This window comes from Methylobacterium variabile (assembly GCF_001043975.1).
Taxonomy (GTDB): Bacteria; Pseudomonadota; Alphaproteobacteria; order Rhizobiales; family Beijerinckiaceae; genus Methylobacterium; species Methylobacterium variabile.
Window position 1 is genome coordinate 1 of record NZ_LABY01000149.1, and the last position, 14,798, is coordinate 14,798.

Annotated in this window: 11 protein-coding genes, 1 tRNA gene and 1 rRNA gene; 7 read left to right on the forward strand and 6 right to left on the reverse strand. The window is 69.8% G+C overall.

Annotated elements, in window-relative coordinates; all coding sequences use genetic code 11:
• The first annotated feature begins 81 nt into the window (after positions 1-81).
• From rrf to VQ02_RS20300, 5 genes are all read left to right on the forward strand, one after another.
• Positions 82-197: ribosomal RNA gene (gene rrf, locus VQ02_RS20280) — 5S ribosomal RNA — on the forward strand.
• A gap of 207 nt (positions 198-404) precedes the next feature.
• On the forward strand, positions 405-866 hold the full coding sequence (locus tag VQ02_RS20285) for a RidA family protein (protein ID WP_048446028.1): 462 nt from the start codon (positions 405-407) through the stop codon (positions 864-866).
• Between the two features lie 97 nt (positions 867-963).
• Positions 964-1,329 (forward strand): hypothetical protein, encoded by a 366-nt coding sequence (locus VQ02_RS20290; protein WP_048446029.1) that lies wholly within the window; start codon positions 964-966, stop codon positions 1,327-1,329.
• A 296-nt stretch (positions 1,330-1,625) separates the two neighbouring features.
• A complete protein-coding gene (locus VQ02_RS20295) occupies positions 1,626-2,180 on the forward strand; it encodes a YciE/YciF ferroxidase family protein (protein ID WP_048446030.1) in 555 nt (184 codons plus the stop codon).
• Positions 2,181-2,418: 238 nt separating this feature from the next.
• Entirely contained in the window at positions 2,419-3,534 is a 1,116-nt protein-coding gene (locus tag VQ02_RS20300; RefSeq protein WP_048446031.1) for a calcium-binding protein, read from the forward strand.
• A 164-nt stretch (positions 3,535-3,698) separates the two neighbouring features.
• Here VQ02_RS20300 and VQ02_RS20305 read toward each other — a convergent pair whose 3' ends face one another.
• The 5 genes from VQ02_RS20305 to VQ02_RS20325 form a co-directional block, all read right to left on the reverse strand.
• Positions 3,699-4,370 (reverse strand): alpha/beta hydrolase, encoded by a 672-nt coding sequence (locus VQ02_RS20305; protein WP_048446032.1) that lies wholly within the window; start codon positions 4,368-4,370, stop codon positions 3,699-3,701.
• Positions 4,371-4,590: 220 nt separating this feature from the next.
• Positions 4,591-6,906, reverse strand: coding sequence for a xanthine dehydrogenase family protein molybdopterin-binding subunit (locus tag VQ02_RS20310; protein WP_048446033.1), 2,316 nt, complete (start codon positions 6,904-6,906; stop codon positions 4,591-4,593).
• A 321-nt stretch (positions 6,907-7,227) separates the two neighbouring features.
• Positions 7,228-8,970 carry a response regulator gene (locus tag VQ02_RS20315; protein WP_048446034.1) on the reverse strand — a complete coding sequence of 581 codons (1,743 nt, stop codon included), beginning with the start codon at positions 8,968-8,970 and terminating at the stop codon, positions 7,228-7,230.
• Positions 8,963-9,424 carry a response regulator gene (locus VQ02_RS20320; protein ID WP_048446035.1) on the reverse strand — a complete coding sequence of 154 codons (462 nt, stop codon included), beginning with the start codon at positions 9,422-9,424 and terminating at the stop codon, positions 8,963-8,965. Before VQ02_RS20320 ends, VQ02_RS20315 begins: the two co-directional genes overlap by 8 nt.
• A gap of 9 nt (positions 9,425-9,433) precedes the next feature.
• On the reverse strand, positions 9,434-11,689 hold the full coding sequence (locus VQ02_RS20325; RefSeq protein WP_048446036.1) for an ATP-binding protein: 2,256 nt from the start codon (positions 11,687-11,689) through the stop codon (positions 9,434-9,436).
• A 609-nt stretch (positions 11,690-12,298) separates the two neighbouring features.
• On the opposite strand from VQ02_RS20325, the gene VQ02_RS20330 reads away from it, so the two are divergent.
• Complete coding sequence (locus VQ02_RS20330; RefSeq protein ID WP_048446037.1) at positions 12,299-13,492, forward strand: CaiB/BaiF CoA transferase family protein; 1,194 nt, start codon at positions 12,299-12,301, stop codon at positions 13,490-13,492.
• Positions 13,489-14,409, forward strand: a complete 921-nt coding sequence (locus tag VQ02_RS20335; protein ID WP_048446038.1) for a hydroxymethylglutaryl-CoA lyase — start codon at positions 13,489-13,491, stop codon at positions 14,407-14,409. The genes VQ02_RS20330 and VQ02_RS20335 overlap by 4 nt, the downstream gene beginning before the upstream one ends.
• A 259-nt stretch (positions 14,410-14,668) precedes the next feature.
• Here VQ02_RS20335 and VQ02_RS20340 read toward each other — a convergent pair.
• Positions 14,669-14,745: transfer RNA gene (locus VQ02_RS20340), tRNA-Met, on the reverse strand.
• Between the last annotated feature and the right edge of the window lie 53 nt (positions 14,746-14,798).

Genomic DNA, 14,798 nt, shown 5'->3' on the forward strand with positions numbered 1-14,798 from the left:
CCACACACGATGAAGACACATGGGCAGCCCAAGCGGCTGCCACAGCGAAAAATGCTTGCCCGAACGAACGTGCTTGGCCGGTCTGGTGGTCAGAGCGGGGTGTCTCAAACCCGATCCCATCTCGAACTCGGCCGTTAACCGCCCCAGCGCCCATGGTACTGTGTCCTAAGACACGGGAGAGTCGGTCACCGCCAGACCTGCCAAGCACGTTACACTCCCTCAGCACGACACCAACGCAGAAAGCCCGCCAGGTTCATTCCTGGCGGGCTTTCTCGCGTTCAGGATCTTAGCTGCTGACTGCTCCCCTTGGCGCGAGGCAGCACCAGCTGGTTCGGTGGCTTGCCATCTCGACGGTCAGGCGTGACGAAGGAATGCCTGTGCAGTCCCCACGAGGAACTCTCGCAATGACGCCGGAACAGAAGCTCGCCGAACTCGGCCTCATCCTGCCCGCCGTACCGGTCCCTGTGGCGAACTACGTCCCCTACCGCCTCGTCGGCGATCTGCTCTACCTCTCGGGGCAGGGCCCAAAGCGGCCGGACGGCACCTACCGCGCAGGCCGGCTCGGCCGTGACACCTCCATCGAGGAGGGCTACGCCGACGCACAGCTCGCGGGCCTTCAGCTCCTCGCCGTCACCAAGGCGGCGCTCGGTGATCTCTCCCGCATCAGGGCTGTCGTGAAGCTCCTCGGCATGGTCAACGCCGAGCCGGACTTCGCCGACCATCCGAAGGTCATCAACGGCTGCTCGGACCTCCTGGTGAACGTGCTCGGCGAGGCTGGCCGCCACGCCCGCTCGGCGGTCGGCATGGGCTCGCTGCCGAACCGCATGACGGTCGAGGTCGAGGCGATCCTCCAGGTCTCTCCGTAGATCGCCGCCTGCGCGGCGAGGCACCACGCTATCCACATCGGCCCCTGTTGCTCTAGCTTCCGCAGCGGCGACGATGCGCCTGTGAGGGAAAGACGAGATGAGGACGTTTGGGGTGGTGGCGGTCGTCGGACTGGGCCTGCTCTGCGCGGCAGGGGCCGCTTCGGCCCAGTCCTGGGGCGGTCCCGATTACGGCTATCGCGAGCGGGATTACCGCGACCGCGATTACGGCTATCGGGATCGCGGTCCGGATTACGGCCGTCGGGACTACGAGAGCCGGGACCGGGATTATGGGTATCGTGACCGCGATCGCGGCTCCCGCGACCGGGCATTCTCCTTCGATGAGCGCGAGTACCTGCGCTGCAACCCGGATGTGCTCCGGGCCGTCCGCAGCGGCCAGATGGAATCCGGCTACAAGCATTTCCAGGTTCACGGCCGCCGCGAGGGCCGCAAGCTGACCTGCTGATCGAGAGCCTTCGTCCGTACGACGACGCGTCGCCGGGACAGTGTCCCGGCGACGGTTCCCTGCTCGCCGCGACACGGATCCGGCTCGAGCCCGAGACGAACGACGCCGACGGCAAGCCGATCGCGCCGCGCCCGGACCCGCCGCATGACGGCCACCCCGACTGATTCGCACCGTTTTCCACCGATTCAGATCAATCGCATCGGGACCCTCGGCAGATCTGGCGCGTTCTGCCTGCGACCGCGATTCGACGAGTTGACGGACCGGTCAGTTGACCTTCAGTAAAGGTGGGTGCTCGGATGAGTGCAAAGCAGAAGACGTTGCAGGACGCGTTCTACGAGACGCTGAAAGACGTGTATTATGCTGAGAGACAATCCGTCCGTGCGCTCAAGAAAGCAGCCAAGTCAGCTCAGCACGAGGAGTTGCGGCAGGCCTTCGAGACTCATGCCGAGGAGAGTGCGACCCAGGTGGAGCGGCTTCAGCAGGTCTTCGACATCATCGGCAAGCCTGCTCGTGGCAAGACCTGCGAGGCCATGCAGGGCCTGACGAGCGAGATGGAAGAGGATCTCGAGGATTTCGGCGAGGGCCCGGCCGCTGACGCCGTGCTGGCAGGCTCCGCGCAAGCCCTCGAGCATTACGAGATCGCCCGCTACGGTACCCTCAAGACCTGGGCGATCCAGCTTGGCCACCAGGATGCCGCCAAGCTGCTGGACGAGACGCTGCAGGAGGAGAAGAAGACCGACCAGCTCCTGACATCGCTCGCGGAGCGCCTCAACATAGAGGGGATCGACGGTGACGCGTCCGGCTCCGGCAAGGGCTCATCCGGCAAGTCCGCGTCCGGCAAGGCGGCCTGAGCGACCGAAGCAACGGAGCGCCGACCTCGGCGCTCCTTCAAATATTGCAGCGCAATCGAGGCTGTGCAGTTCGCTGCGCAGCTCTCGCCATCTAATTTCAATAAATCAAAATTAACAGTCTGTTATCAATTGTTGCGGTGCAAAAATTACTTTGCTTAACTTGGGGCAAAGTGGTGATTTACTGGATAGTTAAAGTGCCGCCATCGGAGCTCCTGTCCGAGTTATGGAAGGGTGAAGCATGGCTACGATCGTAGGCACGAACGTCAACGACGCGCTCAATGGAACGCCGGGCGACGACATCATCCTGGGCCTTCCCGGCGATGACATCATTTCCGATCCGGGCGGGTTCAACCGCATCGACGGCCAGGACGGCAACGACAGCATCACCGGCGGCGCGGATCTCGACTACATCGCCGGTGGACCGGGCAACGACACCATCTACGGCGGGAACGGGTTCGACCAGCTCATCGGCGAAGCCGGCGACGACGTCATCTACGGCCAGGAAGGCGACGACTACGCGGCCGGCAATCCCGGCAACGACACGATCTCTGGCGGCAACGGCAACGACTTCTTCGTCGGCGAGGCCGGAATCGACCAGGTGTATGGCGAAGCCGGCAACGATTTCCTCGCCGGCGGTGACGACGACGACCTCGTCAGTGGCGGGGACGGCGACGACCTCGTCGACGGCGATCTCGGCAACGACAAGCTGTTCGGCGATGCCGGCAACGACCTCCTGTTCGGCGACTATGGCGATGACCGCATGAACGGCGGTTCGGGCAACGACCAGCTCGACGGAGCGGCCGGGACCGACACCGCGGTGTTCGACGCCGCGTTCCAGAGTCTCCAGGTGACGTCGTCCGGTTCGCTGGTCACCTTCAACGGCCCCATGGGGCAGGACGTGGTCAAGAACACCGAGGTGTTCGAGTTCGCGGACCGCACGATCGTCCAGGCCGACAGTGCGCCCACGGTCGACGACCTGTTCTATCTCAGCCGGAACACCGACGTGCTCCTCGCCGGCGTCGACGCGGACGCGCATTTCGCCCTGTACGGCTGGCGCGAGGGTCGCGATCCGAACGCCTACTTCGACACCAGCGGCTATCTCGCGGCCTACGGCGACGTGGCGGCGGCCGGCGTCAACCCGCTCCAGCACTATCTCACCTACGGCTGGAAGGAGGGCCGCGACCCCTCGGCCAACTTCGACACCAAGGCCTACCTCGCGGCCAACCCCGACGTGGCGGCGGCTGGCGCCGATCCCCTGTCGCACTTCCTGCTATTCGGCGCCGGCGAGGGCCGCGCCGCCCAGGCCGGCGACGGCGCCTTCGCGGTCGCTGTGAGCCCGGGCGTCTACGTCTGAACGAAAAGACGGGAGGCCGCGTAGCGTGGCTTCCCGTCCCCGTGCTCAAAGCTCGGCCGCACCCCGTGGCCATCGGTTGCCGCGTGCAGGATCGGCGGTCCCTTCGTCAGAGTCTCTCTCGCGCGGCTTTCGTGAACGCCTCTCCGGTGCGACGGGGCGCGGGCTCAGGCCAGGAAGCGGCGGAACGCCGCCTCGACGAGGTCGGACGGCACTACATGGCCGCCGCTGAAAGGGCGGTACTCGACATCATAGCCGGCCTGCTTCAGCGCTCCCGCCAGCCGATCACCGCAGCGCTCGAAGGGCAGCACCGGGTCCTGGCGCCCGTGCGAGAGGAAGATCCGCGGCCTGCCTTCCGCGCGGGTGGGCGCGGCGAAGCCCGGCGAGAAGGCCAGGATGTCCCGAAACAGGTCGCCGTTGGCGAGACCGAGGGAGAGGGCGTAGGAGGCGCCGTCCGAGAAGCCCGCGACGGCGATGCGCGTGGGATCAACCGGCAGGCGCGCGAAGGTCCAAGCCAGGGCGGCGTCGAGGAAGCGCACGTCCGGCCCGTAGGCCCGCTGGATGACGTCCCAGGTCGCCCCGCGGGAATCGGGCGCCAGCACCGCGACGGCATGGTCGCCCGCCGCACCCGAGACCAGGGGCAGGACGTCCGATGCCGCCGCGCCGGCCCCGTGCAGCATGACCAGGAGAGGCACGGAGGACCGGCCCGCGAGGGAGGCAGGCACGTGGAGGAGGCCGTCACGCGCCCCACCGAGGCCGATCGGAGAGGTTCCCGGGGCGATGGCTTGACTCGGCTGGCCCGGCCGGGAGGTGAGCAGACCGGCGGCGTCGTCCGACATGGAAAGGATGTTTCCGGCTTGCCGTTCCCGTCCGGGTCAGGATGGAAACGCGGTGGCGACAGGCGTCAAAGCAGTCGCCGCACCGGATGTTCCAGGTCGCTTACTCGTGAGGATTGATCTCGATCTGAGATGAGGTGAGCTCGGGTGAAGACAGTCGTCGCGGCGGTTTATGTAGCGATGAACGGCGCCCGGCCCGCCGCCGGGCGCCGCACGGGCCGCCTCAGGCGGCGGCAGCCTCGCGCAGGGGCTGGAGGACCGCGAACATCCTGGCCGGCGTCGCCGGCATGTCGATGTCGCGCACGCCCACGCTCCGGTCGAGGGCGTCGACGACGGCGTTCATCACCGCCGGGCAGGAACCGATGCTGCCCGCCTCGCCCGCGCCCTTGATGCCCATCGGGTTGGTGGTCGACGGCACGTTCTTCGTCTCGAAGTGGAAGAACGGCACGTCGCCGGCCCGCGGCATGGCGTAGTCCATGAAGCTCGCGGTCAGGAGCTGGCCGTCGGAATCGTAGACGGTGCGCTCGTGCAGGGCCTGGCCGATCCCCTGCACGACCCCGCCATGGACCTGGCCGGCGAGCAGCAGCGGGTTCACCACGATGCCGAAATCGTCGCAGACGGTGTAGCGCACCACGCTGGTGATGCCCGTGTCCGGGTCGATCTCGACCTCGGCCACGTGCGTGCCGTTGGGATAGGTGGCGCTCGGCGGCACGAAGTCGCCCTGGCCGGTCCGCATCGCCTCGGTCGCCTTCGGCAGCGCGGCGAGGGCCGCGAAATCGATCGACCGGTCGGTGCCGGCGACGCGCACGGCGCCCTCGGCGATCTCGAGGTCGGCCACGCCCGCCTCGAGTTCGTCGGAGGCGAGCTCCTTGAGCTTGCCGGCGAGGTTCTGCGACGCGGCGCCGACCGAGATGCCGCCGACGGGAATCGAGCGCGAGCCGCCGGTGCCCGCACCCGTGGCGACCCGGTCGGTGTCGCCCTGCACCACCCGGATCCGCTCCAGCGGCAGGTCGAGGTGCTCGGCGGCGAACTGCGCGTAGGCGGTGGCGTGGCCCTGCCCGTTCGACTGGGTGCCGACGTAGATCGTGGCGCCGCCGTCCTGGTCGAGGGTGATCTTCACGTCCTCACCCTCACCCCAGGCGGTGCACTCGATGTAGGTGGCGAGCCCGATGCCCCGGACCAGGCCGTTGCGGCGGGATTCGGCGGCGCGGGCCTCGAAGCCATCCCAGTCGGCGGCCTCGAGGGCGCGGCCCATATGGGCGGCGAAGTCGCCGGTGTCGTAGGTGCGGTCGCCGATCGGGGTGGTGTAGGGCATGGCGCTCGGCGGGATGAAGTTGCGCCGGCGGATCTCGGCCGGCGACAACCCGGTCTCCCGCGCCGCCCGGTCGACCAGGCGCTCGATCAGGTAGGCCGCCTCCGGCCGCCCGGCGCCGCGATAGGCGTCGACAGGCACGGTGTTGGTGTAGACGCCGCGCACCCGCACGTGCACGGCCGGTGTCCGGTAGACGCCGGTCAGCATGGTGGCGCCGAGATACGGGATGTAGGGCCCGTACTGCGACAGGTAGGCGCCGAGATCGCCGATCACGTCGAAGCGCATGGCGAGGAAGTGGCCGTCGGCGTCGAGCGCCACCTCGCCGACCGAGAGGTTGTCGCGGCCCTGCGTGCAGGCGACGAAGTGCTCGCCGCGTTCGGACACCCATTTCACCGGGCGGCCTAAGCGGCGCGCGGCTTCCGCCGCCAGCGGATACTCGCGGTAGGTGAAGGTCTTGGTGCCGAACCCGCCGCCGACGTCGCCGGTGACGACCCGGATCTGGTCCTTCTCGATCCCGAGGACGCTCGCGATGGTCTTGCGCAGGCCGTGGACGCCCTGGCTCGGAATCGTGAGGGTGAAGCGCCCGGTGCCGGCATCGTGCTCGGCAACGACGCTGCGGGTCTCCATGTAGTTCGTGACGAGGCGCTGGTTCTCGACCTCCACCCGTACGACCTTGGCGGCCTTGGCGAAGGCGGCGTCGACCGGGCCTGCATCGCCCATGGTCGAGTCGAACGAGACGTTGTCCGGCGCCTGGTCCCACACCGCCGTGGTCCCGCCTGACACGGCCGCCCGGATGCCGACGACGGCCGGAAGCACCTCGTAGTCGATGCCGATCGCCTCGACGGCGTCCCTCGCCTGGGTCAGCGTGTCGGCGACCACGAAGGCGACGGCGTCGCCGATGTGCTTGGCGGTGTCGCGTGCCAGGAGCGGGATGTTGGCGACGTGGTTCTGGCTGCCGTCGCCGTTCGGCAGCGGCGCCTGGCACTTGATGTCGCCGAGATGGGCGACGTCCTCGGCGGTGATCACGAGGTGGACTCCCGGCATCGCCCGGGCGGCGTCGAGGTCGGTGAACCGGAACCGGGCATGGGCGTGCGGGCTGCGCAGCAGGACGGCGTGCAGGCAGCCCTCAGGGGCGTGGTCGTCGCCGTAATGCCCCTCGCCGGTGATCAGGCGGCGATCCTCGACCCGGCGCAGCGGCTGGCCGAGGCCGAACTTGGTCACTGTCATGTGAACCTCGCGGTGCGATGCTGGAGCTTGGGGGAGGCCGACGCGGCGGTGGGGCCCGGGACGGCCCGCGATCCGGCCGCGCGGTCTCGCGCGATCGCGGAGGGCCGATGGCGGCCGGCATTCGGCACAGCATCCGCGGCCGGAATGGCGGCGCGACGGGCCGAGCGGAACGGGAGCAGCGGCGCTCCTGCCATGCGGGGTCTTCCTCCGATGGACCGGTCGAGCGTGCGAGTCGGCCCTTATCGGCAGAACCGTAGCATGTCGGATCGGAGGCGTCTGCGGCCGTGCTGACGCGGCGCGCCGCCCGCACGCGGCTTGCTCTCAGCGCCGCGCCGTCCCGCCGGTCACCAGCTTCAGGTCGGGCCGCGCGCGGGGTTCGAGGATCGAGGCGACCTTGCGCTCGAGGTCCTCGCCGCGGAACGGCTTCTGCACCACCCGGTCCTCGCCGCCGCCATCGACCTGGGACAGGGCGGTGTGGTCGGCGTAGCCGGTGACGAACAGGATCTGGATCTGGGGCCAGCGCTGCCGGATCACCCCGGCGACCTCGACGCCGTTCATGCCCGGCATCGCGAAGTCGAGCACCGCGAGGTCGACGCAGGGGTCGGCCTCGAGGGTCTGGATCGCCGCGAGCCCGGAACCGGCCTCGCGGATCGCGTAGCCGGCCTCGCCGAGGCGGGTGGTGGTGATGTCGCGCACGGCGCTGTCGTCGTCGACGACCAGCACCACCCGCTTGTCGCCGGGGTCGCGCATCACGGCGCAGTCGATCTCGGCCGGGCGCGCCTCGTGGAGGGCGGCCTCCGTCGCCACCCGCGGCAGGTAGACCCGCACCGAGGTGCCCTCGCCGACTGTGGTGGCGATGCGCACGCCCCCGCCCGACTGCTTGGCGAAGCCGTAGACCTGGGCGAGGCCGAGCCCCGAGCCCTTTCCGACCTCCTTGGTGGTGAAGAACGGCTCGAACACCCGGGCGAGCACCTCTGGCGGGATGCCGGTGCCGGTGTCGCTCACCGCCACCATGGCGTAGTCCCCCGGCGGCGGCTCCTCGGGGCGGGTCGGCTCCGCCCGGAGCGTCACGTTGGCCGTCTCGATCGTCAGGCAGCCGCCGACCGCCATGGCGTCGCGGGCGTTGATGGCGAGGTTGAGGATGATGAGCTCGATCTGGGTCGCGTCGACGAGGGCCGGCCAGAGGTCGGGCTGCAGCGTCATCTCGATGCGCACCGAGCCGCCCATCGAACTCTGCAGCAGGTCGCGCATCGAGGCGACGGTCTGGTTGAGCTGCACCGGCACCGGCGCGAGCTTCTGCCGACGCGAGAAGGCGAGGAGCTGCGCCGTCAGCCGGGCGCCGCGCTCCGCCGCGCCGCGCATCATGTCGAGCCGGCGCTTCGAGCGCTCGTCGGAGACCGCGCGCTCCAGGAACTCGATGTTGCCGGCGATCACCGTCAGGAGGTTGTTGAAGTCGTGGGCGACGCCGCTGGTGAGCTGGCCCACCGCCTCTAGACGCTGGGCCTGGCGCAGCGCGCCCTCGACCCGCTCGCGCTCGGCGATCTGGTGCTGCAGGGCGCCGTTCGCCTGCGCCAGCTCCCGCGTCCGCTCGGCGACCCGAAGCTCGAGGGATTCGTTCAGCTCGCGCAGGGCACGCTCGGCGGTGCGGCGCAGGACATGGGCCCGCGCCTCCGAGAGCGCCCGCAGGATGACCCGCGGCAGCCGGTCGAGGCGCTGCTTGGTCACGTAGTCGGTGGCGCCGTGCTTGAGCGCCTCCACCGCCACCTCCTCCCCGAGGGTGCCGGAGACGAAGACGAACGGGGTTTCCGGGCAGTTGCCCCGGGCGGTGGCGAGCGCGCTCATGCCGTCGAAGGCGGGCAGCACGTAGTCGGCCAGGATGATGTCGTGGCAGGCCCGCGCCGTCGCCGCCGCGAAGGCGTCGCGGGTGATCACCCGGTCGATGAGGCAGGCGAGGCGCGCATCCTCGAGAGCGGCGGCGAGCAGCTCGGCGTCGAGGTCGCTGTCCTCGAGGAGCAGGATGCGAAGCGGTGCCTCGCCGTCCTCCGGCGCCGTCGCGTCAACCACCGGCGCTCCAGTCCGCCCGGTGGGGCGGCGGCTCGTTGAGCACGGCCCAGAACACCCCGAGATCCTGGATCGCCTCGAAGAACTCCTTGAACCCGACCGGCTTCACCACGAAGGCGTTCACGCCGAGCTGGTAGGAGCGCACGAGGTCGCTCTCCTCCCGCGACGAGGTCAGCATCACGATCGGGACAGCCCGGGTCCGCGGGTCGCCCTTCACCGCCGCCAGCACCTCGAGCCCGTCGACCTTCGGCAATTTCAGGTCGAGCAGCACCACGGCGGGGTCCTGCTCCGGCCGGTCCGCGTGCGGGCCCTGCCGGCGCAGGTACTCGAGCGCCTCGGCCCCGTCGCGGCAGATGACGATCGAGTTCGCCAGCTGGCTCTTCTCGAGGGCCGCGAGGGTCAGCTCGATGTCGTTGGGATTGTCCTCCACCAGGAGGATCGGCTTGAGGTCGGCCATGGCGCGTCTCTAGCGGAGGGGAAGCGTGAAATGGAAGGTCGCTCCTTGACCGGGGGAGCCCTCGGCCTGGACCTGTCCACCGTGGCGTTCGACGATGCGGCGGACATTGGCGAGGCCGATGCCGGTTCCCTCGAACTCCTCGACCCGGTGCAGGCGCTGGAAGACGCCGAACAGCTTGCCCACGTAGGCCATGTCGAAGCCGACGCCATTGTCGCGCACGTAGAACACCGCCTCGCCGTCGCGATCCGCCTCGCGCCTGACCTCGATGACGGCCTCGGGCCGGCCGCGGGTGTACTTCACGGCGTTCGACAGCAGGTTCTCGATCACGAGCCGCAGCATCATCGGGTCGGCCTGGGCCCGGCCGAGCGGGCCGACCTGCCAGCGGATCGCGCGCTCCAGGGGAATGTCGCGCATCATCCTGCGCCGCACGTCCTCGACGAGCTGGTTCATGTCGCAGGGAATGCGGTTGAGGGCGTTGCGGCCCATCTGCGAGAAGGTCAGCAGGTTGTCGACGAGGGTGCCGGCCGAGAACGCCGCCTCGGTGATGGTGTCGACGTAGCGCCGCCCCCGGTCCGAGAGCTTGTCGCCCTCGCGCGAGCGCAGCAGCTCGGCGTAGCCGACGATGTGCCGGAACGGCGCCCGCAGGTCGTGGCTGACCGAGTAGGAGAACGCCTCGAGCTCCTTGTTCGAGCGCTGCAGCTCCTCGGTGATGGCGGCGAGCTCCTCGGCGCGGCGCAGCACGATGCCGAGCACGGCGGCCCGCAGATCCTTGGCGGTGTCGACCTCGGGCACCGACCAGGGCAGGGAGCGCCCCTGCACGGTCTCCTTCCAGGTCTCGAACGATTGTCGCGGGTGCAGCCGGTCGGGTCCGCCGGCCGGGTCCTTGGTGGCGACCTTCGTCGGGTCGCCGCCCCAGCGCACGGTCTGGACCACCTCGGGCCTGAACCACAGGACGTAGCTGGCGTACTTCTCCGAGATCGAGATGGCGAGGAGCCCGCTCGCGGTGTCGGCGATCGTGCGCGCCGGGGGGTACTCCTCGGAGAGAGTGTCGGTGACGTGGACCGCCTCGCCGCCGTGCTCGGTCGAGAGCCACTCGTAGACCCCGCGCACCTGCCGCTCCGAAGGCGTCCGGCCCAGCAGGTGGCAGCGCTGGCCGGTGACGATCGCCGCGCCGCCCGCATTGGTGAGCGCCAGCACGTCCTCTGCGTGCCGGAGGAAGCCTTCGACGAAGGTCTCCTCCTCGGCCATGAAGCCGAGGAGGCGGGCCTGGATCGCGCCGAGCGCCAGGCGCTGCTCGGCCAGGGAGCCGCGCTCCTTGGCGGCGAGCTGGAGGGCGAAGGTCTGGGTGAGGATGTCGCAGGCGTTGCGGGTCTGGAGCGGCACCCGCCGCGGCGTCTTGTTGTGGCAGGAGATCAGGCCCCACAGCGCGCCCTCGACCAGGATCGAGACGGACATCGAGGCCATGGTGCCCATGTTGCGCATGTACTCGACGTGGACCGGCGAGACGCTGCGCAGGACGGACTGGCTGAGGTCGAGAGGCGCCGCGGTCGCGGGGGTGAGGGCCGGGACGATCGGCACCGGCTCGTAGGCCGCGTCCGGGATGATGCGCAGGCGGTTGCGGCGGTAGAGTTCCCGCGCCTGGGCCGGGATGTCGGAGGCCGGGAAGCGCAGGTCGAGATACGACGGCAGGACGCCGTTGCCGTTCTCGGCCACCACGGTGCCGTGCCAGTCGCGGTCGAACCGGTAGACCAGGGCGCGGTCGAAGCCGGTGAGGAGGCGGATGTCGGCGGCGAGCAGCCCGCACAGCTCCTCCACGTTCGAGGCGCCGTGCAGGGCCTCGATGAAGGCCCGCAGCCGCGGGTAGAGCGTGTCGAGGCTCCCGGCCGCGGCCGCCTCGCTGGTGCTCTCCTCGAACTCGAGCACCGTGAGCTCGCCGGAGCGGTGGGCCGCGAGGTCGTAGGGGCGGGCGCCCGCTCCGGTCTCGAGGGTGAGCGTGCCCAGATAGGTCGCACCGTCGCGGCCGAGCTGCGTCCTCAGGGCGTCCACGATCGGCGCTCCGATCTCCGGCAGCGCCTCGCGCAAGGAGCGGCCATGCGCCCGGTCGGCGGGGCGCCCCGGCAGGTCCGGCAGGTTCGCGCTGGCCTGGACGATGCGCAGGTCCGGTCCCTCAAGCGCCAGCAGGAAGCCGTGCGGCTGCAGCGTGCCGAGAATGTGGATCGGCTCCCTGTCGCAGGCCGTGAGTTCCGCCGGTTGCACAGACCGCATGGCCGTCCTTGCCTCTCGCGCCGCCCGAAGCTCTCTCAAGTCCCGGCGCCGGCACCTTAAGGGAAGGTGCAGACGCCCACCAGTGCGGCGCACCGGCCCGGTGGTCACGGTGCGGTCCGGGCCCTATCGCGCGTGAGAGCGGATCCGTATCACGGACCCGAACTTCTCCGTGCGCCCGAGGGAAGCGGAGATGCCCGAAGGTCCGCTTGCCCCGGGCCTGATGAAACGCCCCGACCTCAAGACGCTGCGGTTTTGCGGCGGTCGGCCAAGAGGGAACGCTCGACGGCGCGGCGCGTGGCGATCGCCCCTCCCGTGAGCAAGCGTCTGGCCGAGCTGGAACAGGCTTAAGGCCGTCCTCCTGACCCGCGAGCCGCGGGGCATGCGCCCAACTCCGATTCGTGGGCTGCACCCGTGCTCGTCATCGTGACGCGGCCCGGCACGCTCTCGCCGGCAGGCGGTCTCCTCGTGGCGCATCTGACCCGGCCAGCCGCCTCCTGATCGCGCCTCGCGTTCTCGTTACGCGAACGCTCGCTCGCGAGATTCGGTTGGATCCGCCCCGCGTTCTTCAAATACAACCGGCTCAACGACGTCGAGATGGAGGAGCCACCCATGAGCGGACCGCTCGCGGGCATTCGTGTCCTGGAACTCGGCCAGCTGATCGCCGCGCCCTTCGCCACCCGCCTGATGGCGGAGTTCGGCGCCGAGGTGATCAAGGTCGAGCCGCCGGGCGAGGGCGACCCCTTGCGCAGGTGGCGCAAGATGCACGAGGGCACCTCGCTCTGGTGGTACCTGCAGTCGCGCAACAAGAAGTCGATCGCCGTCAACCTGAAATCCCCGGAAGGCCTCGCGGTCGTCAGGCAGCTGGCGGAAGGCGCCGACGTCGTCGTGGAGAATTTCCGGCCCGGCGGCCTCGAGAAGCTGGGCCTCGGCTGGGACGTGCTCTCCGCCCTCAACCCGAACCTCGTGATGGTCCGCATCTCCGGCTACGGCCAGACCGGGCCCTACCGCGACCGGCCCGGCTTCGGGGCGATCGGCGAGTCGATGGGCGGCATCCGTTTCACCACCGGCGACCCGGGCACTCCGCCCGCCCGCGTCGGCGTCAGCATCGGCGACACGCTGGCCTCGCTGCATGGCGTCATCGGCGCCCTGATGGCGCTCCTGCGGGTCAAGACCGGGCAGGGGGCGGGCCAGGTGATCGACGTCTCGCTCGTCGAGAGCGTGTTCAACGTCATGGAGAGCCTGGTGCCGGAATACGACCTCCTCGGCGAGGTCCGCACCCGCACCGGCGGGGCGCTGCCCGGCATCACGCCGTCGAACACCTACCCGAGCCAGGACGGCGGCTTCGTCGTCATCGCCGGCAACAGCGATCCGATCTTTCGCCGCCTGATGACGGCAATCGGCCGGCCCGATCTCGCCGAAGACCCGGCTCTGCGCAACAACGACGGCCGCTCGAAGCAGGCCGCGATGCTCGACGCGACCATCGCCGACTGGACCAGGGGCCGCACCGTCACGGAAGCCCTCGAGATCCTCGATGCCGCCGAGGTGCCGGCCGGGCGGATCTACTCCGTCGCCGACATCGTGGCCGACCCGCACTACGCCGCCCGCGGCATGCTCCTCGAGGCGCAGCTGCCCGGCGATACGACGGTCAAGATGCCCGGCATCGTGCCGAAGCTCTCCGAGACCCCCGGAGCCGTGCGCTGGCAGGGCCCGGCGCTCGGCGCCCACACCGATTCGGTCCTGGCCGATCTCGGCTTCGACGAGGCCGCGATCGCCGCCCTGCGCCAGAAGGGAGCTGTCGCGTGAGCGAGATCATCGTCCAGGAGGTCGCGACCCGCGACGGCTTCCAGATCGAGCCGGTCTTCGTGCCCACCGCGGAGAAGATCCGGCTGATCGACGCGCTCGCGGCCGCAGGCTTTTCCCGCATCGAGGTCTCGTCCTTCGTCTCGCCGAAGGCGGTTCCGACGCTCGCCGACGCGGCAGAGGTCTTCTCCGGCATCGCCCGCCGGCCCGGCACGGTCTACGTCGCGCTGGTGCCGAACCCGAAGGGCGCCGAGCGGGCGCTCGCGGCACGGGTCGACGAGATCAACCTCGTCGCCTCGGTGAGCGAGACCCACAACCGCGCCAATATGGGCATGACGCCGGAGGCCTCGATCCAGGGCTTCTCCGCGATCGTGGAGACGGTGCGGGGACAGGTGAGCGTCAACGCCACCGCGGCGACCGCCTTCGGCTGCCCGTTCGAGGGCGTCGAGCCCGAGGACAAGGTGCTGGCACAGGTCGAGCGATACCTGCGCCTGGGCGTCGACGGCGTGACCCTTGCCGACACGACGGGCATGGCGAATCCACGCCAGGTCGCTCGCCTCGTCGCCCGGGTGCTGCCGCTGGTGGGCCCCGAGCGTCTGACGCTGCACTTCCATAATACCCGCGGCTGTGGCCTCGCGAACGTGCTGGCCGCCTACGACGCCGGTGCGCGCCGGTTCGACGCGGCGCTCGGCGGGCTTGGCGGCTGCCCGTTCGCGCCCGGCGCCACCGGCAATATCTGCACCGAGGACCTGGTGAGCATGGCCCACGAGATGGGCCTGTCGACCGGTCTCGACCTCGACGCGCTGCTGACCCTGTCCCGCGACCTGCCTCGCCTCGTCGGCCACGACGTGCCGGGCCAGGTCGCCAAGGCCGGCCGGCCGCAGGACCTGCACCCGGCCCCGCCGCTCAAGGCGGCCTGACACTGGAGCGGAGAGCCGCCCGCCGGAAGGCGGCTCCGCGCCTCGACCCCTGAGACGAATACTCTGTCACGCTCGCGCCCCGGGCGAAGGCTCTCCCATGCCCGTAGGGAACACCCCATAACCATCGCCGACCCGCTCGCCGGCATTGCGTCCATCACCGAGGCGAGCATCTTCCGCACGATGCCTGTCGGCTGGGCGGCCACCCGAGGCGTGAACGCAAAAACCCCGCCGGGATATCCCGACGGGGCTTTTCGTATCGTGGTTGCGGGGACAGGATTTGAACCTGTGACCTTCAGGTTATGAGCCTGACGAGCTACCGGGCTGCTCCACCCCGCGCCAGAGGCGTGACCTGAGATCGTGAGAGGGACTGTAACGTGCTTGGCAGGTCT

What these genes read in the sequence shown, in the direction of transcription:
- VQ02_RS20285 (WP_048446028.1), top strand. Translation starts at nt 405, where the DNA reads ATGACGCCGGAACAGAAGCTCGCCGAACTCGGCCTCATCCTGCCCGCC.
- VQ02_RS20290 (WP_048446029.1), top strand. Translation starts at nt 964, where the DNA reads ATGAGGACGTTTGGGGTGGTGGCGGTCGTCGGACTGGGCCTGCTCTGC.
- VQ02_RS20295 (WP_048446030.1), top strand. Translation starts at nt 1,626, where the DNA reads ATGAGTGCAAAGCAGAAGACGTTGCAGGACGCGTTCTACGAGACGCTG.
- VQ02_RS20300 (WP_048446031.1), top strand. Translation starts at nt 2,419, where the DNA reads ATGGCTACGATCGTAGGCACGAACGTCAACGACGCGCTCAATGGAACG.
- VQ02_RS20305 (WP_048446032.1), bottom strand. Translation starts at nt 4,370, where the DNA reads ATGTCGGACGACGCCGCCGGTCTGCTCACCTCCCGGCCGGGCCAGCCG.
- VQ02_RS20310 (WP_048446033.1), bottom strand. Translation starts at nt 6,906, where the DNA reads ATGACAGTGACCAAGTTCGGCCTCGGCCAGCCGCTGCGCCGGGTCGAG.
- VQ02_RS20320 (WP_048446035.1), bottom strand. Translation starts at nt 9,424, where the DNA reads ATGGCCGACCTCAAGCCGATCCTCCTGGTGGAGGACAATCCCAACGAC.
- VQ02_RS20325 (WP_048446036.1), bottom strand. Translation starts at nt 11,689, where the DNA reads ATGCGGTCTGTGCAACCGGCGGAACTCACGGCCTGCGACAGGGAGCCG.
- VQ02_RS20330 (WP_048446037.1), top strand. Translation starts at nt 12,299, where the DNA reads ATGAGCGGACCGCTCGCGGGCATTCGTGTCCTGGAACTCGGCCAGCTG.